Origin of the sequence: Xanthomonas sp. SS (assembly GCF_014236835.1) — a bacterium.
Taxonomy (GTDB): Bacteria; Pseudomonadota; Gammaproteobacteria; order Xanthomonadales; family Xanthomonadaceae; genus Xanthomonas_A.
The window spans coordinates 4,937,928-4,958,972 of sequence record NZ_CP051190.1 but is presented as its reverse complement, the minus strand read 5'-3'; the positions used below and the strand labels follow the sequence as shown (position 1 = coordinate 4,958,972).

Here is a 21,045-nt window from a genome sequence, read left to right as displayed (position 1 = left end):
GAAGGCTTCTGTCGCGGCTGAAGCCGCTCCTACAGGGAGCGCTAGCTGCTATTGCGCCGTCGCCGGCTCCGTTGGCGCGTACACCGGCGCATCGTCCACCATCGAGGTGCGGCACAGTTCGCGGATGATCCGCCACATCGGGATGTAGGGGCCGCGACGCTCTTCCCTGGGCTGGCACGGCGCCGCGCGGCACGCCTTGCGCCATTGCGCCGGCGACATGCCGAAGCGGGCCTGGAACGCGCGCTGGAACTGCCGTTCCGAGGCGAAGCCCATTTCGTACAACAACCAGGTCAGGCTGCACTGCGGGTGCAACTGCAGGTAGCGGTGCGCAGTGCGCAGGCGCTGCTCGCGGATGTAGCTGGCCACGCCGCCGCGCGCCTGGAACAGCCGATACAAGGTGGCGCGCGACAACGGGAACGCGGCCAGCAGCATGTCGCCGCCCAAGTCCGGTTCGCCGATGTTCTCCTCGATGTAGGCCAGCAGGTCGATCAACAACGGTTCGCCGGCGTCGGCGAGGTGCGCGCGCGCTTGCATGCGCGCCGGTACGGTGATGCGACGGATCGTGGTCATCTGCGGCGGTCGCGGCCCACCCCTGGGCCTGTCATCGGTACAACCGGAAGAAGCAGGGCGAAACCATCACCGTCGTCACACTTTGTGCACGAGCGTAGACGCGGCCTTCGCTGAGACGAAATGTCGGGTGGTCTTCCGGGGCCGTTCCTAGACTCGCCGCATCGCTGAAAAGCGCCGTGCAGGATGCGCCGAGGGGATCGGCGCGACGCATGGCATGCGATGCCCGGTGTGCGGCGATCTGCCCGCGCGCCGACGGCGCAAGGGGAACGTGGAGGCGGAACGGCGGCGAGCGCGCGATGGGGGAGCGTCGCCGGCGTTTCGCGTCGGCGTCCCGGGGATCAACCGGCGGCAGGTGCGCGGCCGGCCTGCACGGCATTGCCGGCAGGCCGGGTCGAAAAGCTCAATCGGAGACGAGGCAATGGCAAACAGTCAGAAGTTCATCGCGCGCAATCGGGCGCCACGGGTACAGATCGAGTACGACGTGGAAGTCTATGGCGCGCAAAAGAAGGTGCAGATCCCGTTCGTGATGGGAGTGATGTCGGACCTGTCCGGCGCCAATGCCGGCGAGCTGCCGTCGCTGGAAGAACGCAAGGCGCTGGAGATCGACGTGGACAATTTCGACAGCCGCCTGCAGTCGATGCGCCCGCGGGCCACCTTCAAGGTGCCCAACACGCTCACCGGTGAAGGCGAGCTGGCGGTGGACATCACCTTCGAGAGCATGGACGACTTCTCGCCGGCGGCGGTGGCGCGCAAGGTCGAGCCGCTGGCCAAGCTGCTGGAGGCGCGCACCCAGCTCGCCAATCTGGACACCTACATGGACGGCAAGGCCGGCGCCGAGAACCTGATCGCGCAGGCGCTGCGCGATCCGGCCCTGCTGCAGTCGCTGGTCTCGGCGGCCAAGCCTGCCGATCCGAAGGAGGGCTGAGCCATGGCGAGCGAACAACTGGCCGAAGCCGGCAGCGCGACCCAGGTTCTGGAAGCGGGCGATTTCGCCGCGCTGCTGAACCGCGAATTCAAGCCCAAGAGCGAACGCGCCAAGGAAGAAGTGGAGTCGGCGGTGCGCACCCTGGCCGAGCAGGTGCTCAGCCGCAGCGACGTGGTCAGCGAGGACGTGTCGCAGACGATCAAGGCCTACATCGCCGAGATCGACCGCAAGCTCAGCGAGCAGCTCAACTACATCCTGCACCACGCCGACATGCAGCAGCTGGAAGGCGCCTGGCGCGGCCTGCACTACCTGGTCAGCAACACCGAGAGCGACCAGCAGCTGAAGATCCGCGTGCTCAACATCTCCAAGAAGGAGTTGGGCAAGGTGCTCAAGCGCTACAAGGGCACCGCCTGGGACCAGAGCCCGATCTTCAAGAAGGTCTACGAGCAGGAATACGGCCAGCTCGGCGGCGAGCCGTACGGCTGCCTGGTCGGCGACTACTACTTCGACAACAGCCCGCCCGACGTGGAGCTGCTCAACGGCATCGCCCAGGTTGCCGCCGCCGCGCATGCGCCGTTCATTTCCGCGGCCGCGCCCAAGCTGATGGGCATGGACAACTGGAACGAGCTGTCCAACCCGCGCGACCTGGCCAAGATCTTCTCCACGCCGGACTACGCCGCATGGCGTTCGCTGCGCGAGTCGGAGGATTCCAAGTACATCGGCCTGGCGATGCCGCGCACGCTGTCGCGGCTGCCGTACGGGGCCACCACCAATCCGGTGGAGGAATTCGATTTCGAGGAAGAGACCACCGGCGCCGATTCGGCCAAGTACACCTGGCAGAACGCGGCCTATGCGATGGCGGTGAACATCAACCGTTCGTTCAAGCAGTACGGCTGGTGTTCGCGGATCCGCGGCATCGAGTCCGGCGGCGCGGTCGAAGGCCTGCCCACGCACACCTTCCCCACCGACGACGGCGGCGTGGACATGAAGTGCCCGACCGAGGTGGCGATCACCGACCGCCGCTCGGCCGAACTGGACAAGATGGGGCTGATGCCGCTGGTGCATCGCAAGAACTCGGACATGGCCGCCTTCATCAGCGCGCAGTCGCTGAACAAGCCCGACGAGTACGACGACCCCGACGCCACCGCCAACGCCGCACTGGGCGCGCGCCTGCCGTACATGTTCGCCTGCTGCCGCTTCGCGCATTACCTGAAGTGCATCGTGCGCGACAAGATCGGTTCGTTCAGCGATCGCGAGCAGATGCAGGCGTGGCTGACCCGCTGGATCACCCAGTACATCGATGGGGATCCGTCCAACTCCAGCGAAGACACCAAGGCGCGCAAGCCGCTGGCCGCGGCCGAGGTGGTGGTGGAGGAAGTGGAGGGCGCACCCGGCTACTACACCTCCAAGTTCTTCCTGAAACCGCATTACCAGCTGGAAGGGCTGACCGTGTCGCTGCGACTGGTGTCGCGGCTGCCGTCGGCGGCCAAGGCCTGACCCGGCGCCATCGTGCCACGGCGTCGGCGCGCAGACGATGCGCGCCGTACACCGATCCATCGTTGTCCGTTTTTCACTAGAGGAGCAGTTCCATGGCGTTCGACATGCATATCAAGTTCGGCAGCGGCAAGGTCAAGATCGAAGGCGCGTCCAACCACAAGAAGCACAAGGGCGAGGTGCCGATCCTGGCCTGGTCGTGGGGCGCGAGCAATTCCGGCGACCTGCACACCGGTGGCGGTTCGGCCAGCGGCGGCAAGGCGCACATCCAGGACATCTCCATCACCAAGTACGTCGACGGCTGCTCCAACGCCTTGCTCGATGCGGTGTGCACCGGCGCGCGCGTGGACACGGCGTGGCTGTACGTGACCAACGCCACCGGCGAACAGAGCGACTTCCTGACCATCGAGCTGAGCGAAGGCGTGCTGATCACCTCGCTGTCCACTGGCGGCTCGGGTGGCGAGGATCGCCTGACCGAGAACGTGACCCTGCACTTCGGCAAGTTCAAGTACAGCTTCCAGCCGCAGGACGACAAGGGCATCGCGCAGGGCGGGGCGAAGGAATTCACCTACGACATCCAGGGCGTGGCCAAGGCCTGACCGCGGCGGCGGCTGCGGCCGCCTCGCACCCCGGCGCCGTCGTTGCGACGGCGCCGCACATTCCCTTCGTGCGGACAGGCCATGGACACCACTCCCGAACTGCTGCTGCGTCACGGGCGTCCGGACGAAGCGCTGAAACTGCTGACCCAACGCGTGCGCCAGCATCCGGCCGACGCGCGCCAGCGCGTGTTCCTGTTCCAGCTATTGGCGGTGCTCGGCCAGTGGGACCGCGCCCGCGACCAGCTCACCGCCTGTCGCGAACTCGATGCCGACAACGCCGCGCTCGCCGCCACCTATACGATCACCGTGCAGGCCGAGCGCCAGCGCGCAGCGGTGTTCGCCGGGCAGGCCTTGCCGACGGTGCTCGGCGCACCCGAACCGTGGCTGGCGCTGCTGCTGCAGGCGCTGCGGCTGTCGGCCGAAGGCGCCACTGCGCAGGCCGCCGAGCTGCGTGCGCAGGCATTCGAGCAGGCCCCGGCCAGCGCCGGCGAACTCGACGACACGCGCTTCGCGTGGATCGCCGACGCCGATCCGCGCTTCGGCCCGTGCCTGGAACTCGTAGTCAACGGCGGCTACGCCTGGGTGCCGTTCGCGCAGATACAGGCATTGCGGTTCGAAGCGCCGGCCGACCTGCGCGACATGCTGTGGGCGCCGGTGGCGGTGACCTGGCGCAACGGCGGCGAGGCGTTCGGTTTCGTGCCGGTACGCTACCCCGGCACCGAGCGCAGCGACGACGGCCAGCTGCTGCTGGCGCGGCGCACCGACTGGAGCGGCAGCGACGGCGACGTCGGCCTGGGCCAGCGCCTGTGGGCCACCGATGCCGGCGAGCACGCGCTGCTCGACGTGCGCCAGATCCTGTTCGACCCGGCCTGAGCACAGCGCTGCGATGGCCGAACTCACCACCCAGGAACGCCTGCAGCCTTCGCTGCTGGACCGGCTCAGCGACGACGAACCGCTGCGCCAGGAGGAGAGCCGCGACAAGCGGGTGATCTCCGCCGCGCGCCTGCGCGAGTGCGTGATGCGCGACCTGTCGTGGCTGCTGAACTGCGTCAACCTGGCAACCGACCAGCCGCTGGACGCGTATCCGGAGGTGCGCCGTTCGGTGCTGAATTTCGGCATCCCCGACCTGGCCGGCGTGGCCATGTCCGGCATCGACGCGGCGGCGCTGCAGCTGCGCCTGCGCGAGGCGATCCTGGCGTTCGAGCCGCGGCTGATCGCCGACACCCTGCGCGTCACCGTGCAGGCCGACGCGCGGCGCATGGACCGGCGCTCGCTGGTGTTCTTCATCGAATCGGAGATGTGGGCGCAGCCGCTGCCGCTGAACCTGTACCTGAAGACCGAGCTGGACCTGGAGACCGGGCGCCTGGACGTCAGCGAGGGCTACGCCTGATGGACCCGCGCCTGCTCGGCTACTACAACCGCGAACTGCAGCACGTGCGCGAGATGGGCGGCGAGTTCGCGCGCGAGTTTCCGAAGATCGCCGGACGCCTGGGCCTGGAAGGCTTCGAATGCGCCGATCCGTACGTGGAGCGCCTGCTGGAAGGCTTCGCGTTCATGGCCGCACGCGTGCAGCTCAAGCTCGACGCGCAGTATCCGGTGTTCACCCAGCACCTGTTGCAGATGGTCTACCCGCACTACCTGACGCCAATGCCATCGATGGCGGTGGTGCAGCTGCAGCCGGAGCTGAAGGAAAGCGCGCTGGCCGCGGGCTACACCGTGCCGCGCCACACCGCGCTGCGCAGCCTGGTCGCCGGTGGCGAGCGCACCGCCTGCGAATACCGCACCGCGCACGCGCTCACGCTGTGGCCGCTGGCGCTGCGCGAGGCCAAGTACCTGGATACGCCAGCGGCGATCGCCGCGGCCGGGATCGGCCTGCCGCCGGCGCAAGCCGCGGCCAAGCCGGTGCGCGCGGCGTTGCGTCTGCGCTTCGAAACGCTGGCCGGGGTGCAGGCCAACATGCTGGCGCTGGACGCGCTGCCGCTGTTCCTGGCCGGCACCGACGAACTGCCCACGCGCCTGTACGAACAACTGCTCGGCCACGCCGCCGGCTTCGTGGTGCGCGGCCAGGATGCGGCCGGCGCGAGCGTGGAATTGCAGCGCGGCCGCAGCGAGTTGCGCGCGCGCGGCTTCGCCGACGACGAGGCGCTGGTGCCGTACGACGGCCGCGCGTTCAGCGGCTACCGCCTGCTGCAGGAATACTTCGCCTGCCCGCAGCGCTTCCTGTTCGCCGAACTGGGCGGGCTGCGCGCGGCGCTGCGCCGGCTGCACGGCACCGGTTTCGAGATCGTGGTGCTGCTGGAGCGCAGCGTGCCGAGCCTGGCGCAGGCGGTGAGCGCGGACAACTTCCGGTTGTTCTGCACGCCGGCGATCAACCTGTTCCCGCGCCGTGCCGACCGCTTGCACCTGGCGCCGGGCAAGACCGAATACCACGTTCTCGCCGACCGCACCCGGCCGATGGATTTCGAGATCCACAGCCTGGGCGAGGTCGAGGGCTTCGGCGACCGCCAGGAACCGGAGCAGCGCTTCCTGCCGTTCTACGGCGGCGACGCGCACACCTGGCATGCGCGCCACGGCGCGTTCTACACCATGCGCCGCGAACCGCGGCTGCTGTCGGCGCGGCAGCGGCGCCAGGGCGCGCGCTCCAGCTATGTCGGCAGCGAGGTCTACGTCAGCCTGGTCGATGCCGACGACGGCGCCTACGCCACCTCCTTGCGCCAGCTCGGCCTGCAGCTGCTGTGCAGCAACCGCGACCTGCCGCTGCACATGCCGGTAGGCAAGGGCGCCACCGATTTCACCATGGACGCCGGCGCGCCGGTGCACAGCGTGCGCTGCGTGGCCGGGCCGACCAAGCCGCGCCCGGCGCTGAGCGATGGCGAGACCGCGTGGCGCCTGCTCAGCCACCTACAGTTGAACTACCTGTCGCTGTTCGAAGACGGCCAGGACGGCGCCGCCGCGTTGCGCGAGATGCTCACGCTGTACTGCGATCCGTTCGACGCCGCGGCGCTGCGCCAGATCGAAGGCATCAAGCAGGTGCGCGCGCAGCCGATCGTGCGCCGCATTCCCGCGCCGGGGCCGATCAGCTTCGGCCGTGGCCTGGAAATCACCCTCACCTGCGAGGACAGCGCGTTCGAAGGCAGCGGCGCGTTCCTGCTCGGCGCGGTGCTGCAGCACTTCTTCGCCCGCTACGTGTCGGTCAATTCCTTCACCGAGACCGTGCTGCGCACCAGCGAGCGCAACGAGATCGCACGCTGGCCGGCGCAGCTCGGCAAACGGCAGCTGCTGTGAGCGCCACCGATCTGGCCGCCCTGGAGCAGGCGCTGCGCGAGCGGCCGCACGACTTCGAATTCTTCGCCGCGCTGCGCGCGCTGGAACGTGCGCATCCGCAGCAGCCGCGGCTGGGCCGTTCCACGCGTCCGTCCGACGACCCGGTGCGGCTGCGGCATACGCCGTCGCTGGCGTTCGCGCCGCGCTCGATCGACCGCTACGTGGCCGCCGCCGGCACCCAACCGGGCAAGCTGTACGGGCTGTTCCTGGGCCTGTTCGGGCCGAACGCACCGCTGCCGCTGCACCTGACCGAATACGCGATCGAGCGCCAGGCGCAGGCCAAGGATCCGACCCTGGCCGCGTTCGCCGACCTGTTCCATCACCGCATGCTGAGCCTGTTCTACCGCGCCTGGGCCGATGCGCAACCCACTGTGCATGCCGACCGCCCGCACGAGGACCGTTTCCGCGGCTACCTGGACGCCTTGGCCGGCATCGCCTCGCCGCACCTGCGCGGGCGCGACGCGCTGCCCGACGATGCGCGCCGCCATTTCGCCGGGCGCCTGCTGCCGGTGGCGCGCAATGCCGAAGGCCTGCGCGGCTTGCTCGAACAGCTGTTCGCGGTGCCGGTGCAGGTGCTCGAGTTCGTCGCCGAATGGATGCGCCTGCCCGACGATGCGCTGCTGCGGCTGGGCGCTTCGCCCGAGGTCGCCACGCTCGGCCACAGCACCGTACTCGGCGCGCATGCGCGCGGGGCGCAGCAGCGCTTCCGGCTGCGCCTGGGGCCGCTGTCGCGCAGCGCCTTCCAACGCTTCCTGCCCGGCGGCGAGGCCTTGCGCCAGCTGGCTGCGGCGGTCCGCAGCTACGTCGGCGACGAAAAAGGCTGGGATCTGCAGCTGCTGCTGCAGTCCGACGAGGTGCCGGCGACCACGCTGGCGCGCGGCGGGCGCCTGGGCCTGGATACCTGGCTCGGCCAGCGTAGCTGGGACATCGCCGACGCCGACGACGTGGTGCTGCGGCCGTCCGGCTGAGCACGTCTTTTCTCTTTCTCTTTCCGCATTCGCACAAGGAATCATCGCCATGGCCGAAATCAGTCGCAGCGCCCTGTTCGGCAAGCTCAACAAGCTCGCCTATCGCGGCATCGAAAGCGCCACCGTGTTCTGCAAGTTGCGCGGCAATCCGTACGTGGAACTAGTGCACTGGCTGCACCAGATCCTGCAACTGCAGGACTCGGACCTGCACCGCATCGTCAAGCGCTTCGAGCTCAACCCGTCGAACCTGGCGCGCGACGTGACCGAGGCGCTGGACCGGCTGCCGCGCGGTTCCAGCGGCGTCACCGATCTGTCCGGCAACGTCGAGGAAGCGGTCGAGCGCGGCTGGGTGTATGCCTCGCTCAGCTTCGGCGAAGCGCAGGTGCGCACCGGCTACCTGATCGTCGGCGTGCTCAGCGTGCGTACGCTGCGCAATGCGCTGCTCGGCATCTCCAAGGAATTCGAGAAGATCAAGCCGGAAGCGCTGAGCGAGCGCTTCGCCGAGATCGTCGCCGGCTCGCCGGAAGACGGACTGCTGCCCAGCGACGGCTTCCAGCTCGGCCAGGCCGGCGCGCCGGGCGAGGCCAGCGGCGCGATCGCCCCGGCCGCGCTGGGCAAGCAGGAAGCGCTGAAGAAATTCACCACCGACCTGACCGCGCAAGCGCGCGACGGCAAGCTCGACCCGATCATCGGCCGCGACGACGAGATCCGCCAGGTGGTCGACATCCTGATGCGCCGCCGCCAGAACAATCCGATCCTGGTCGGCGAGGCTGGCGTCGGCAAGACTGCGGTGGTCGAGGGCCTGGCCCAGCGAATCGCCCGCGGCGACGTGCCGCCGGCGCTGAAGGAGGTCGAGCTGCGCGCGCTGGACGTGGGCCTGCTGCAGGCCGGCGCCAGCATGAAGGGCGAATTCGAGCAGCGCCTGCGTGCGGTGATCGACGAAGTGCAGGCCAGCGCCAAGCCGATCATCCTGTTCGTCGACGAGACCCACACCCTGGTCGGCGCCGGTGGCGCCGCGGGCACCGGCGATGCGGCCAACCTGCTGAAGCCGGCGCTGGCGCGCGGCACCCTGCGCACGGTCGGCGCCACCACCTGGGCCGAGTACAAGAAATACATCGAGAAGGACCCGGCACTGACCCGCCGCTTCCAGGCGGTGCAGGTGGACGAGCCGGACGAAGTCAAGGCGGTGTTGATGATGCGCGGCGTGGCCAGCACCATGGAGCAGCACCACAAGGTGCAGATCCTGGACGAGGCGCTGGAGGCGGCGGTCAAGCTCAGCCACCGCTACATCCCGGCGCGGCAGCTGCCGGACAAGTCGGTGAGCCTGCTCGACACCGCCTGCGCGCGCGTGGCGGTGAGCCTGCACGCCACCCCGGCCGACGTGGACGACAGCCGCCGCCGCATCGAATCGCTGCAGACCGAACGCGGCATCATCGAACGCGAGCGCGCGATCGGCATCGTCGTCGATGAACGCGACGTCGCTTGCCGCGCGCTGCTGGATGCCGAACAGGCGCGCCTGGCCGAGCTGGAACAGCGCTGGGGCGAGGAGAAGGCGTTGGTCGACGAGCTGCTGGCGCTGCGCGCGCAACTGCGCGCCGGCATCGCCCCGATCGAAGGCACCGGCAGCCCGCTGGAAGCGGCGGCGCAGACCCTGGCGCAGCAGGAGCCGGCGCAGCAGATGCAGGAGATCCCGGCGCAGATGCCTTCGGGCAACGAACGCGACGCGCTGCTGGCGCGGCTGCGCCAGGTGCAGGCGGAACTGGGCGCGCTGCAGGGCGAGAACCCGCTGATCCTGCCGACCGTGGACTACCAGGCGGTGGCCGCGGTGGTCGCCGACTGGACCGGCATCCCGGTCGGGCGCATGGCGCGCAACGAGATCGACACCGTGCTGCGCCTGCCGCAGCTGCTGGCCAAGCGCGTGATCGGCCAGGACCACGCCATGGAGATGATCGCCAAGCGCATCCAGACCACCCGCGCCGGCCTGGACAACCCGCACAAGCCGATCGGCGTGTTCATGCTCGCCGGCACCTCCGGCGTCGGCAAGACCGAGACCGCGCTGGCGCTGGCCGAGGCGCTGTACGGCGGCGAGCAGAACCTGATCACCATCAACATGAGCGAGTACCAGGAAGCGCACACCGTGTCCTCGCTGAAGGGCGCGCCTCCCGGCTACGTCGGCTACGGCGAGGGCGGCGTGCTGACCGAGGCGGTGCGGCGCAAGCCGTACTCGGTGGTGCTGCTGGACGAAGTGGAAAAGGCGCACCCGGACGTGCACGAACTGTTCTTCCAGGTGTTCGACAAGGGCGTGATGGAAGACGGCGAAGGCCGCCGCATCGATTTCCGCAACACCTTGATCATCCTCACCACCAATGCCGGCACCGAACTGATAGCCAGCCTGTGCAAGGACCCGGAACTGATGCCGGATCCGGACGGCATGGCCAAGGCCCTGCGCGAGCCGCTGCTGAAGATCTTCCCGCCGGCGCTGCTCGGCCGCTTGGTCACAATTCCGTACTACCCGCTGAGCGACGCGATGCTCGGCGAGATCGTCAAGCTGCAGTTGAACCGTATCAAGAAGCGCGTGGAAGCCCGCTACAAGATCCCGTTCGACTACGACGAAGACGTGGTCAAGCTGGTGGTCGGCCGCTGCACCGAGAGCGAATCGGGCGGTCGCATGATCGACGCGATCCTGACCAATTCGATGCTGCCGGAGATTTCGCGCGAGTTCCTCGGTCGGATGATCGAAGGCCAGCCAGTCACCGGCGTGAAGCTGGGCACGACGGGCGGCGATTTTTCCTATCGCTTCGCCTGAAGTCGGATCAATCGAAGTGCGAGCAATTCAGTGCGGTCGAGCGCGGCATTGCGCCGTAGCGGATAGTGTCATTACGGGGAAAGAGCATGGCAAACACAGTATTCGCCGATGCGGTCACGGCTGAGCGTAGCTTGCGGGACAATGGATTCAAGCCTCACGACCACACCGGTCTGGACGAGACGCTCATCGATAGCGATCTTAAGCTTGCGGCGCAGATCGCTGCGTTTCTCTGCAATAAGTCTCAATTCGAAGCGCAGCTTAGAATAGTTTCGGAAGCGATGTGGAAGCGTTACGTAACACTCGATGTCAACGAGCGAAACAAGTTCACCCGTGTCATCGCCTTGGTCGCGGAACCATACGGATTCCGAGTGTCCACTCGGCTCGCGCCGGATCATGCGCGCGGTGCCGCAATGCAGCTCAAGCTGATCGCTGGTGACCCGGAGCTTGGCTACATGTTGCGCAACAAGCTGTTCTGGAAGGATTCGATGCACAATCGGCATGGCGAATATACGCATGCCTTGCAATGGCTGAGCATCGCCAGCAAGTTCGGCCGTCCGGCAGCGAGGCTCTATGCGCAACTGGGAAATTACCGCGCCAACGCGGCCGAGCGCAAGACCGTGTTCCTCTGGCAATGGCTGGCGGACTGCTTCCCTTCGGACATGCATGCGGATGCTGCAGGTACCGTGTTGAAGAATGGCGAGACACTGGAATCCCAGAGCTATCGCTCGCCACAAGTGATCACGGATTACTTGGTGCGCGGGCTGAAAGGACCGCTCAAGAATCACTTTGTCTCCAGCTTCCTGTGCATGCGCTACGACAAGCGCGGCTGGATTTCGGCAGCGACGAAAGATAAGGAAGGCAACAAGCTCCCGATGAGGAAGTTGCAAGGCGATTCGAAGGGCAGCGCGGAAGCCAAGAAAGCCGACGGGCAGTGGTCCAATAGCACGCGCCCCGGTGAAACCGGTAAAGCCCGTTGGGTGCGCGACGTAGCGCACGATGCCGCCGCGGTGGTGGCGAGTTCACACAAAACCTATGCGAAATCGTTCCATGGCTTGGACGGAAACCTGTACGAAGGAGGCTGACGTCAAACCATCCTGTGGTTCGGTCGATCAATGTTTTTGGAGGATTTATGGGCTATGTGGCCGTGAGCATCAAGGACTCGATGGTCTATTATTCGCATTATTCGAAAGCCGGGCAGGTCAGCCAGTATGGGCACGTTTCCACCAACCACGATCTGAACACATTGGTCGTGAGCAACGCGATTGTATTCCAGGTTTTCGCAACCAATTCCATTCAGCTTAGCGCCGACAATTTCGTGCGCTTCAAGAATGGCGGAAAGCGGCTCCCCAGTGGCGCTGCGGTTCCCAAGGGCGTAGGCAAGAAAGCGAAGCCGCGGAGCAGGTTGGACAGAAGAAACGACTTGGTCCGCGAGGGCGATGTCGGGCCTTACAGTACAGGTGTCGGATCGCTGAAGCACAACGTGGCAAGCGCGACATTGGAGCGGGACCATATCAGTTCCGACGGCGCGCTTAAGTATCGTGCGAACGTGCTAAATACGGGACCGCTTTCCGGAATGGGATACAGCGACGGCCAGATAAAGGCGCGAGGCATTGCCATCGCCATCGAGCACGACATCCATACCATGGGCTACAGCTACGGTTCGAAGCAAAAAAGAACCGATACGCCCAATGGCACTACCCGAATGCATTACGTGGCGCAGTTTCCGGAGCGTGGGCTTTATCTGGAAATCGAGGAGGAACTGGCCGCTTACTACGGAGCTGGTTCGCTTTCCTTTGAGTTGGTGGGGAGCTATCGCTATCTGTATCGCCTGAACGTGAAGAATGGTCACGTCACGGCTACCGATGAACTGGATGCGCTGATCGAGGCCTATCTGGCGGTTGCAGCATAGGCGCGTCTGCCATGCGTCTGCGCGACGCGGTGGCGATAAGTCGATTGAAAATTGGATTGTTTAACGAAGCGCTGTCCGGTCGCGTCCAGGCATTCGACGGCCGGTCTGTCGCCGATTTCACTACATGGGCATGCCGGTCGAAGCGAACGGATGAAATCGAGGAGAAGGGTTGTGCCAAAAATCTACTTTTGGAATGCGGAACATCTCTCAACGAATGCGGAACTGCTTTCCCAGGAAAGGGAGGCGGAAGCCGAGCGCGCTCAACTCGACACGATGCGGCAGCTTGAAAACCACGCGGCGAAAGGGGCCGTCGTAACCCCGCCAATTACGCGCTCGATGCGTCGGGTCGCAGGTAGGGAGGTAGTGAAGGCCGGGTCCTATCATCCCTACGCGCGGACCATCTACAGCGAAGACCGCAGGGTGCAGCGCCAAGTTGAGACCGAGTTGAGCCAGCTTCTTAAAGTCAACAGACTCGAATACAAGGCCGGCGTCAGCCTGCGCAAAGTCCAGACGCAACGCTGGCTCGAAAGCCAGCCGTCTCCGGTGTTCTATTGCGAGGTTCAGCAGGGCTTTCCAGGCAACACCTCTTCGTTACGCAACGCAGTCGCTCCTGGGGCCAAGATATTGTGCTATTGGACCAACATTCTCGGCGCGCTCGCCGAACCGCTGGCCTTTCCGGCGGTCGGTGCCGGCGTGCCTGGGCCGCCGGGCGGCCCGCATCTCGCCGGCGGCAATAGGCGCATTCCCAGGTGGGTGGTCCACGGCGGCATCAACCTGTTCTTCTGGCATGCGCCGTCTGGCAACAACGGCCAGGTCGTCGCTGCCATGTGGAACTTCATCAAAGCCAATCACGTCGGCAACAGCATCCTGTTCGGTGATCTCAACGCCGAACCCGGCCAGCTATTGGCTCAGGGGGTACCGGCCGGCGAAATCTGCGCGCCCGTCGGTCCGACGAGAATCAGCGGGCGTAAGCTCGACTACGCTTTGTCGAACTTCCAGCCGGTGCTGGTCTTTCGTGCCTTCGATCAGGCTGCGCCGCATGCCGAGATCAAGCGTCGTTTTGGTTCCGATCACGCAGCGATGTGCCTGCGCTGGTAGGAGCGTCCGGTACGGCGCATGAGCCCGGCAAGCGAAATCATGCAGGGTCTGTGGCGAATCCGGCACGAAGCGGCGGGCGGATCCGGCGCGTGCCGCTTGATCCATCCAACCGGCAGGCGACGGAATGCGAGTCGCGTCACTTTTATGCGTGATACTTGCGTGGCCCTCACTCTTCCGCCAGCCATGCTCGACGTCGTGCCCAGGCCGCTCCCGATCGCTGTCCAAGACTTGGCGCATCACGCCCCATGCCGCGGTTCGGGCATCGCACCGCGTTGGACCGTGCAAAAGGCCTCCCCGCCATGCCGCTGAACCCCGCCACCTGGCAGCGCCTGCAGGCGCTGTTCCATCAAGCCTGCGCCCTGCCCGAGCCGCAGCGCGCGGCCTTCGCGCAGGCGCAGGCCGGCGACGAGCCAGAGCTGCTGCACGAGCTGCTCGGCCTGCTCGCGGCCGACGTGCGCGCCACCGAGTTGCCGCGTCCGGGCCTGCTCGGCACGCTGCTCGGCGGCGATGGCAACGCCGACGAGGTGCCGCCCGGGACCCGCTTCGGCCCGTGGGCGATCGATCGGCTGATCGGCCGCGGCGGCATGGGCCAGGTCTATCTGGGCCATCGCGCCGATGGCGCCTACGCGCGCGAAGTGGCGATCAAGCTGATCGCCGCGACGGGACTGGATGCGCAGCAGCGGGCGGTGTTCGAGTTCGAATGCCGCCTGCTGGCGCAGATGCAGCATCCGGCGATCGCGCAGATCCACGATGCCGGCACCGATGCGCAGGGGCGGCCGTATCTGGTGATGGAGTACATCCGCGGCGAACCGCTGACCCGCTGGTGCGCGCAGCACGGGTTGTCGCTGCGCGCGCGGGTGGAGCTGCTGGTGCGGGTCGGCGAGGGTGTGCAGCACGCGCACCAGAAGGGCGTGATCCATCGCGATCTCAAGCCGAACAACGTGCTGGTCGGCGAGGTCGACGGGCGCCCGGTGCCGAGCATCATCGACTTCGGCATCGCGGTGGAAACCGCGCAGCCCTCGCGCAATCCGGCAGGCGCCAGCGGCACGCCCGGCTACATGAGCCCGGAGCAGGCGCAGGGCGACGGCGGCGGGGTGGACGCGCGCAGCGACGTGTACTCGCTGGGCGCCCTGCTGTACGAACTGATCTGCGGGGTGCGTCCGGAGCTGTTCGAGGCCGGCGTGCCGGAGGCGCCCTCGCGCTGGATCCAGGCGCAGCCGCAGCCGCTGCAGCGCGAGCTGGCACTGCAGCGTGGCCAGTCGCCGGCGCAATTGCTGCATGGGCTGCACGACGGCCTGGACGCGATCGTGTTGCAGGCGATGGCGCCGGACCGCGCCGCGCGCTATGCATCGGTGTCGTCGCTGCTGGATGATCTGCGCCGCTGGCTCGGCGACTATCCGCCGCGGGCGCTGCGCCGCTCGCGCGGGCGCGACGTGCGCAAGTTCGTGCAGCGCAACCGTGGTGCGGTGCTGGCTTCGCTGCTGGTGCTGGTCGCGTTGTGCGGCGGCCTGGCCAGCACGTTGTGGTCGCTGCGCAACGCGCAGCGCGAGGCGCAGCGGGCGCAGGTGACCGCGGACTTCCTCGGCTCGCTGCTGTCCAGCGTGGATCCGGCGGTGGCCCAGGACAAGGACAAGACCCTGCTGTTGCAGGTGATGGACCAGGCCTCGCAGCGCGCCACGCGCGAACTGGCAAGCCAGCCGCAGGCGTTGGTGGAGGTGGAACTGACCATCGGCACCAGCCTGGTCGGGCTAGGCGAGTACAAGCGCGCGGTGACCCAGCTTGAGGCGGCGCGGCGCCATGCACAGGCGCACTTGGGCGCCTACAGCGCCGACGAGCTGCAGATCATGCGCCTGCTCGGCGAGGCGCTGGTGAACGTGGGCGAGCCGAAGCGCGCGGAAGCCATCTTGCGCGAGGGCGTCGCGCAGGTGCGCCTGCGCCACGGCGCCGACGCGCCGCTGGGTTACGACATGCAGTCGCGGCTGAGTTGGGCGCTGCGCGTGCAGGGCGAAGCCAAGGCGGCGTTGCGCGAGAGCCGGCAGGCGTACACGGGCATCCTGCGGGTACTGCCGGCCGACGACCAGAGCGTGCTGAGCGCGGGCGATCGCTACGCCGCCACGCTGGCCGACGGCGGTGACTACGACCAGGCAATCGCCCTGATCCGGGACCTGATCGCGCGCCGCGGCGCGCGCCTGGGCGCGGAGCATCCCCTGACCCTGTCGATGCGCAACAGCCTGGCGGTCTATCTGCTGATGAAGCGCGACTACCCGGCGGCGGAGCGGGAGTTGAAGGCATTGCAGCCGATCATGATCCGCCTGTACGGGGTGAACGGCTCCGATACCCAGATGATCTACAACAACCTGGCCGGGGCGCTGCGCCAGCAGGGCAAGGTCGCCGAATCCGGACCCTACTACCGCAAGGCGCTGGACAATGCGCGCGCAAGATACCCCGAGGACCATCCCACCACCATCATGGCGCGCACCAACCATGCGTTCTGGATGCTCGACGACGGCCAGGCGCAGGCTGCCGCAGCTGAGCAGCGGGCGGTGTTGGCCGATGCCGAGCGTGTCCTCGGCGGCAGGCACGAGGTGACCGCGGAAATCCTGCGTGGCCTGGCCGAGGCGGAGATCGCCCTGGGCCAACGCGCACAGGCGCGCGCGCATGCCGAACGCACACGCGAGATCCTGGTCGGTCTGTACGGCGATGCGCCCGGGCCGCTGGCGCAAGTGCGCGAAACGCTGGCCAAGCTGGACGCGCCGGATGCGCCACGCTCGGCGTTGGTGGCTGAGACGAAATGACGGGTCGCGCGCCGCCGCGCGCGCCAAGCTGGATGCCTGGCCACTGCGCTCTCGGCTCCGCATGCAACCTGCCGCCCGCCTCACCGATCTTCATGTCTGCCCGATGGTCACCGGGGTGGTGCCGCATGTGGGCGGGCCGATCCTGGCGCCTGGCGCGCCGACGGTCCTGATCGGCGGGTTGCCGGCGGCGCGGATCGGCGACATGGCGGTGTGCGTGGGGCCGCCGGACAGCATCGTGTCCGGCGCACCGACCGTGCTGATCGCGGGCATGCCCGCAGCGCGGCTGGGCGACAGCACCGCGCACGGCGGGGCGATCGTGCTGGGGTGTTTCACCGTGTTGATCGGATAAGGGGAGCGGGGCGATGCAGCAGGCGGGGGTCGCGCTGGCGCGGCATGGGGATGCGGAAGCGGCCGCGGCCGGCATGGGGATGCCGGCCGCAGCGACGCTGGCGCAGACGATCGCCGTGCACCGGGCCGGGGACCTGGACGCGGCCGAGCGCGGCTATCGCGGCCTACTTGCGCAGCACGCCGCGCATGCCGACGCGCTGCACTTCCTCGGCGTGCTGTGCCATCAGCGCGGGTGCAGCGACGAAGCGCAACAACTGATCGAGCGCGCATTGGCGCTGATTCCCGCCTACCCGGACGCGCACAACAATCTCGGCAACGTGCACAAGGAATGCGCGCGCCTGGCAGAGGCCGAGGCCTGCTACCGGCGCGCGCTGGCCTGCGCGCCGTCGCACCACAACGCGCTGAGCAACCTGGCGGTGGTGCTGGAAGCGCAGGCGCGGCTGGACGAGGCGTTCCTGGCCTATGCGCAGCTGCTGCAGCAGGTACCCACGTACGCCCATGGCCACTATCTGCTCGGCCTGTTCCTGCGCAACCACGCGCAGCAGCACGAACACCTGGAGCAATCGGCCGAGTGCTTCCGCACCGCGTGGCAGCTGGATCCGGCCAACCTGCGCGCGCTGGAGGCGCTGGGCACCGCCTGGTACCTGCTCGGCCGCCACGACGAAGCGGTGGCGGTGTACCGCGACTGGCTGGTGCGCGATCCGCACAATGCGGTGGCCCGGCACATGCTGGCCGCGTGCGGCGGCAGCGCCGCGCCGCCGCGTGCCGACGATGCCTACGTGCGCGAAGTGTTCGATGGCTTCGCCGAGAGCTTCGACGAGCAACTGCTGAACAATCTCGAGTACCGCGCGCCGCAGCTGCTGGCCACGGAGCTGGCGCAGGTGCTGCATGCGCCGAGCGCGGCGCTGGACGTGCTCGACGCCGGCTGCGGCACCGGCCTGTGCGCGCCGCTGCTGCGGCCGCATGCGCGGCAGCTGGCCGGGGTGGACCTGTCCGGCGGCATGATCGACAAGGCGCGCCAGCGCGGCGGTTACGACGCGCTGGTGGTCGGCGAACTGACCGCGTACCTGCAGGCGCAGCCGCAGGCGTGGGACGTGGTGGTCTCGGCCGATACGCTGGTGTACTTCGGCGACCTGCGCGAGGTCTGCGCCGCGGCGCACGCCGCATTGCGCCGCGACGGCTGGCTGGCCTTCACCGTGGAGGCGCTGGACGCTGCGGACGATCGGGTGCAGCTCGGTTCGAGCGGGCGCTACCGGCACAGCCGCGCGCACGTGCAGGCCGCGCTGGCGCAGGCCGGCTTCGCGCGCGTGCAGCTGCGCGCCGATCAACTGCGCAAGGAGGGCGGTGCGCCGGTGCACGGCTGGGTGGTGCTGGCACGCCGCTAGCGCCGCGTGCTTGCAAGTCGCTGGGCGGCGAGGACGCGCGCCGCCGGCGGCCGCAGCGCTGAGACGAAATGTCGGCTTTCGCGCCGGGCGCCGTGTGAGTATCGCCCTGCCGGCAGCGCACGCGGGCGGCGTTCGGGCCGGTGCCGGCGTTACGCGCCGCACCGCGAACGCCGCTCGCGATCGCCGGCCCAGGTCCGCATTGCGCGGCGCTCGACTTCCCGGACACCACGATGCCCACGCCGATGATGACGCTGCACTCCGACCTTGGCGATGCGCTGCTGTTCTGGCGCATGCAGGCGACGGAAGCGTTGGGCGAACTGTTCGAGTACCGCCTGACCGCGCTCAGCACGCAGCCGCGGCCGGACCTGCGCGCGCTGCTCGGCACCTCGATGGCGGTGCAGCTGAAGGCGGGCGAAGGCCATGTGCGCTGGTACCACGGCATCGTCGCGCATGTCGCGCAGACCGGCTTCCACGTCGTCGACCGGCTCAGCTACGCGGTGCTGGAGCTGACCCTGGTGCCCAAGCCGTGGCTGCTGACCCAGCGCCGCGACTGCCGCATCTTCACCGCGCAGAGCGTGCCGGAGATCGTACGCACGGTGCTCGACGGCATCGGCTACGGCGACGTGACCCTGAGCCTGAGCGGCACCTACCCCAAGCGCGACTATTGCGTGCAATACCGCGAGGACGATTTCAACTTCGTCAGCCGCCTGCTCGAGCAGGAAGGCATCTATTACTTCTTCACCCACAGCCAGACCACGCATACGCTGGTGCTGGCCGACGCGCTGGGCGCGCATGCCAGCAACAGTGGCTTCGAGACCCTGCCGTACGTGCCGCCTGGCCAGCATGCCAAGGGGATGGGCGCCACCGTCAGCGAATGGCAGCTGGCGCGCAGCGTGCATACCAGCGCGCAGCAGCTCACCGACTACGATCCGTTGCGCCCGCGCGTGTCGCTGGCGGTGGACGAGGACATCGGCCACGGCGGCGATCTGCATCCGGTCAGCGGGTTGACCGCCTTCGACTATCCCGGCGCGCATGTGCAGGTCGCCGATGGCAAGCGCTACGCGCAGGTGCGTGCGGAAGCGCACAACGTGCAGCGTTCACGCTATCGCGGCGACAGCGATGCGGTCGGGCTGCGCGTGGGCGCGCTGTTCTCGCTGAAGGCGTTCCCGCGCCCGGAATGGAACCAGGAATACCTGGTGATCGGCGCGCACACCACGCTGGAAGCGCCGGGCTATGCCTCCGGCGCGGGCAGCGGCGCGGCGCCGTTCGCGTGCCGCTTCGAGGCGATCGAGAGCAAGCTGCCGTTCCGCACCGCGGCGCGCGCGCGGCAGCCGCTGATCGCCGGCCTGCAGACCGCGGTGGTCACCGGCAGCGACACCGACGAGGACATCGTGGTGGACCAGTACGGTCGCATCCAGGTCACCTTTCACTGGAACACCTCGGCGCGCGACGGCAGCAAGCCATCGTGCCCGGTGCGGGTGGCCTCGTCGTGGGCCGGCAAGGGCTGGGGCGCGATGAGCCTGCCGCGGGTGGGGCAGGAAGTGGTGGTCAGCTTCCTGGAAGGCGATCCGGACCGCCCGCTGGTGATCGGCAGCGTCTACAACGCCGATCACATGCCGCCGTTCGCGCTGCCGGACAACAAGACCCAGAGCGGGGTGCGCAGCCGTAGCGCCGGCGGCGGCGCGGCGGACTTCAACGAGATCCGCTTCGAGGACAAGCTCGGCAGCGAGGAGCTGTTCGTGCATGCGCAGAAGGACTTGCGCGAGGAAGTGGAGCACGACCACTTCGCCACCGTCGACAACGACCAGACCAGCACCGTCAAGCACGACCGCAAGCACAAGGTCGACAACGACGAGACGCTGGACGTCGGCAACAACGCCACGCACACGATCGGACAGAAGTTCAAGCTCAGTGCGGGCAGCGAGATCGAACTGGTCACCGGCGCGTCCAGCATCGTGATGAAGAGCAGCGGCGAGATCGAGATCAAGGGCGTGACCATCACCGTCACCGGCAACAATGCGGTGAACGTGGAAGGCAAGGTGCAGGTCGCGATCAAGGGCGGGGCGACCGTGGACATGGGCGCCGGCGCCAGCGTCAAGGTGCATTCGGACGCGATGCTGGCGCTGGAAGGCGGAGCGATGGGCACACTGAAGGCACCGATGCTCAGCCTCAAGGCCGATGCGCTGCACCAGATCGGCGGTGCGCTGATCATGATCGGTTGAGGACGCGGCGATGAATGCGATCGAGAAGGCCTGCGTGGAGATGGAGCTGTCGGCGCCGGCGCGCGCGCAGCTGGACATCGCGCAACCGGCGCAGGCCGCGGTGCGCGTGCTGCTCGACGGCGGCCAGCCGCAGGATGCGCTGAAGCTGCTGGCGCGGCTGCTGCCCAAGCGCTACGTGGTCGCCTGGCTGTGCCAGTGCGCGCGCGGCGAAGCCTTGTCGCCGGAAGACCGCGCCGGCGCCGCACTGGCCGAGAAATGGGTGCGCGAGCCGAACGAGGCCAACCGCCGCGCCGCGTTCGCCTTCGCCCAGGCCGGCGGCTACGCCTCGCTGGGCGCGTGGCTGGCGGCGGCGGTGGCCTGGTCCGGCGGCAGCCTGGCGCCGCCGAGCCAGGACACGCCGGTGCCGCCGGCCGAGCACCTGACCGCGCGCGCGGCGGTGGCGGCGATCAACCTGCTCGCCGCGCTGCAGCCGGCGCAGTTCGAGGCGCGGCGCCATGGCTATGCGCTGCACGCGCTGGAGTTGCTGGCCGGCGGAGCGGCGGCATGAGCGCGGTCGCGGCGCGATGCCACGCGCGCGCGGCAACGCCTAGCCCATCCGCAAC

At 68.0% G+C, this 21,045-nt stretch carries 16 protein-coding genes and 1 pseudogene; 16 read left to right on the top strand and 1 reads right to left on the bottom strand.

Features of this window, described 5'->3' with window-relative positions:
* Positions 1 to 114: 114 nt before the first annotated feature.
* Positions 115 to 570 (bottom strand): annotated as a pseudogene (locus tag HEP74_RS20925) (helix-turn-helix domain-containing protein); the annotation flags it as partial.
* Positions 571 to 988: 418 nt separating this feature from the next.
* Here HEP74_RS20925 and tssB point away from each other — a divergent pair.
* The 16 genes from tssB (at position 989) to HEP74_RS20850 (ending at position 20,990) form a co-directional block, all read left to right on the top strand.
* The gene (gene tssB, locus HEP74_RS20920; protein ID WP_145704028.1) at positions 989 to 1,495 is read left to right on the top strand and encodes a type VI secretion system contractile sheath small subunit; all 507 of its coding nucleotides are present in this window, start codon (positions 989 to 991) and stop codon (positions 1,493 to 1,495) included.
* A gap of 3 nt (positions 1,496 to 1,498) precedes the next feature.
* On the top strand, positions 1,499 to 2,992 hold the full coding sequence (gene tssC, locus HEP74_RS20915) for a type VI secretion system contractile sheath large subunit (protein ID WP_185814494.1): 1,494 nt from the start codon (positions 1,499 to 1,501) through the stop codon (positions 2,990 to 2,992).
* Positions 2,993 to 3,084: 92 nt separating this feature from the next.
* Complete coding sequence (locus HEP74_RS20910; RefSeq protein WP_185814493.1) at positions 3,085 to 3,588, top strand: Hcp family type VI secretion system effector; 504 nt, start codon at positions 3,085 to 3,087, stop codon at positions 3,586 to 3,588.
* A gap of 81 nt (positions 3,589 to 3,669) precedes the next feature.
* Positions 3,670 to 4,461 carry a type VI secretion system accessory protein TagJ gene (locus HEP74_RS20905; RefSeq protein ID WP_185814492.1) on the top strand — a complete coding sequence of 264 codons (792 nt, stop codon included), beginning with the start codon at positions 3,670 to 3,672 and terminating at the stop codon, positions 4,459 to 4,461.
* Positions 4,462 to 4,474: 13 nt separating this feature from the next.
* Positions 4,475 to 4,978, top strand: a complete 504-nt coding sequence (gene tssE, locus HEP74_RS20900) for a type VI secretion system baseplate subunit TssE (RefSeq protein WP_145703999.1) — start codon at positions 4,475 to 4,477, stop codon at positions 4,976 to 4,978.
* The gene (gene tssF, locus HEP74_RS22005; protein ID WP_255427821.1) at positions 4,978 to 6,873 is read left to right on the top strand and encodes a type VI secretion system baseplate subunit TssF; all 1,896 of its coding nucleotides are present in this window, start codon (positions 4,978 to 4,980) and stop codon (positions 6,871 to 6,873) included. The genes tssE and tssF overlap by 1 nt, the downstream gene beginning before the upstream one ends.
* Complete coding sequence (gene tssG, locus HEP74_RS22000; protein ID WP_255427992.1) at positions 6,837 to 7,880, top strand: type VI secretion system baseplate subunit TssG; 1,044 nt, start codon at positions 6,837 to 6,839, stop codon at positions 7,878 to 7,880. The genes tssF and tssG overlap by 37 nt, the downstream gene beginning before the upstream one ends.
* Positions 7,881 to 7,929: 49 nt before the next feature.
* Positions 7,930 to 10,686 (top strand): type VI secretion system ATPase TssH, encoded by a 2,757-nt coding sequence (tssH, locus tag HEP74_RS20890; RefSeq protein ID WP_185814491.1) that lies wholly within the window; start codon positions 7,930 to 7,932, stop codon positions 10,684 to 10,686.
* 86 nt (positions 10,687 to 10,772) lie between these two features.
* Positions 10,773 to 11,768, top strand: a complete 996-nt coding sequence (locus HEP74_RS20885; protein WP_185814490.1) for a LirA/MavJ family T4SS effector — start codon at positions 10,773 to 10,775, stop codon at positions 11,766 to 11,768.
* A 62-nt stretch (positions 11,769 to 11,830) separates the two neighbouring features.
* Positions 11,831 to 12,595 (top strand): hypothetical protein, encoded by a 765-nt coding sequence (locus HEP74_RS20880; protein WP_185814489.1) that lies wholly within the window; start codon positions 11,831 to 11,833, stop codon positions 12,593 to 12,595.
* Positions 12,596 to 12,766: 171 nt separating this feature from the next.
* On the top strand, positions 12,767 to 13,693 hold the full coding sequence (locus tag HEP74_RS20875) for an exonuclease/endonuclease/phosphatase family protein (protein ID WP_185814488.1): 927 nt from the start codon (positions 12,767 to 12,769) through the stop codon (positions 13,691 to 13,693).
* A 299-nt stretch (positions 13,694 to 13,992) separates the two neighbouring features.
* Positions 13,993 to 16,488, top strand: coding sequence for a serine/threonine-protein kinase (locus tag HEP74_RS20870; RefSeq protein ID WP_185814487.1), 2,496 nt, complete (start codon positions 13,993 to 13,995; stop codon positions 16,486 to 16,488).
* A 61-nt stretch (positions 16,489 to 16,549) separates the two neighbouring features.
* Positions 16,550 to 16,837 (top strand): PAAR domain-containing contractile injection system baseplate protein, encoded by a 288-nt coding sequence (locus HEP74_RS20865; protein WP_185814486.1) that lies wholly within the window; start codon positions 16,550 to 16,552, stop codon positions 16,835 to 16,837.
* Between the two features lie 73 nt (positions 16,838 to 16,910).
* Positions 16,911 to 18,221 carry a tetratricopeptide repeat protein gene (locus HEP74_RS20860; RefSeq protein ID WP_185816752.1) on the top strand — a complete coding sequence of 437 codons (1,311 nt, stop codon included), beginning with the start codon at positions 16,911 to 16,913 and terminating at the stop codon, positions 18,219 to 18,221.
* A 230-nt stretch (positions 18,222 to 18,451) separates the two neighbouring features.
* Complete coding sequence (tssI, locus tag HEP74_RS20855; RefSeq protein ID WP_255427820.1) at positions 18,452 to 20,443, top strand: type VI secretion system tip protein TssI/VgrG; 1,992 nt, start codon at positions 18,452 to 18,454, stop codon at positions 20,441 to 20,443.
* A gap of 10 nt (positions 20,444 to 20,453) precedes the next feature.
* Entirely contained in the window at positions 20,454 to 20,990 is a 537-nt protein-coding gene (locus HEP74_RS20850) for a DUF6931 family protein (RefSeq protein ID WP_185814485.1), read from the top strand.
* The last annotated feature ends 55 nt before the right edge of the window (positions 20,991 to 21,045 follow it).

Bases quoted from the DNA above. Each gene is read 5' to 3' on its own strand.
- HEP74_RS20850 (WP_185814485.1), top strand. From the start codon at position 20,454: ATGAATGCGATCGAGAAGGCCTGCGTGGAGATGGAGCTGTCGGCGCCG.
- HEP74_RS20905 (WP_185814492.1), top strand. From the start codon at position 3,670: ATGGACACCACTCCCGAACTGCTGCTGCGTCACGGGCGTCCGGACGAA.
- tssB (WP_145704028.1), top strand. From the start codon at position 989: ATGGCAAACAGTCAGAAGTTCATCGCGCGCAATCGGGCGCCACGGGTA.
- tssE (WP_145703999.1), top strand. From the start codon at position 4,475: ATGGCCGAACTCACCACCCAGGAACGCCTGCAGCCTTCGCTGCTGGAC.
- tssC (WP_185814494.1), top strand. From the start codon at position 1,499: ATGGCGAGCGAACAACTGGCCGAAGCCGGCAGCGCGACCCAGGTTCTG.
- HEP74_RS20860 (WP_185816752.1), top strand. From the start codon at position 16,911: ATGGGGATGCCGGCCGCAGCGACGCTGGCGCAGACGATCGCCGTGCAC.
- HEP74_RS20910 (WP_185814493.1), top strand. From the start codon at position 3,085: ATGGCGTTCGACATGCATATCAAGTTCGGCAGCGGCAAGGTCAAGATC.
- tssI (WP_255427820.1), top strand. From the start codon at position 18,452: ATGCCCACGCCGATGATGACGCTGCACTCCGACCTTGGCGATGCGCTG.
- HEP74_RS20885 (WP_185814490.1), top strand. From the start codon at position 10,773: ATGGCAAACACAGTATTCGCCGATGCGGTCACGGCTGAGCGTAGCTTG.
- tssH (WP_185814491.1), top strand. From the start codon at position 7,930: ATGGCCGAAATCAGTCGCAGCGCCCTGTTCGGCAAGCTCAACAAGCTC.
- HEP74_RS20870 (WP_185814487.1), top strand. From the start codon at position 13,993: ATGCCGCTGAACCCCGCCACCTGGCAGCGCCTGCAGGCGCTGTTCCAT.
- HEP74_RS20865 (WP_185814486.1), top strand. From the start codon at position 16,550: ATGCAACCTGCCGCCCGCCTCACCGATCTTCATGTCTGCCCGATGGTC.
- tssF (WP_255427821.1), top strand. From the start codon at position 4,978: ATGGACCCGCGCCTGCTCGGCTACTACAACCGCGAACTGCAGCACGTG.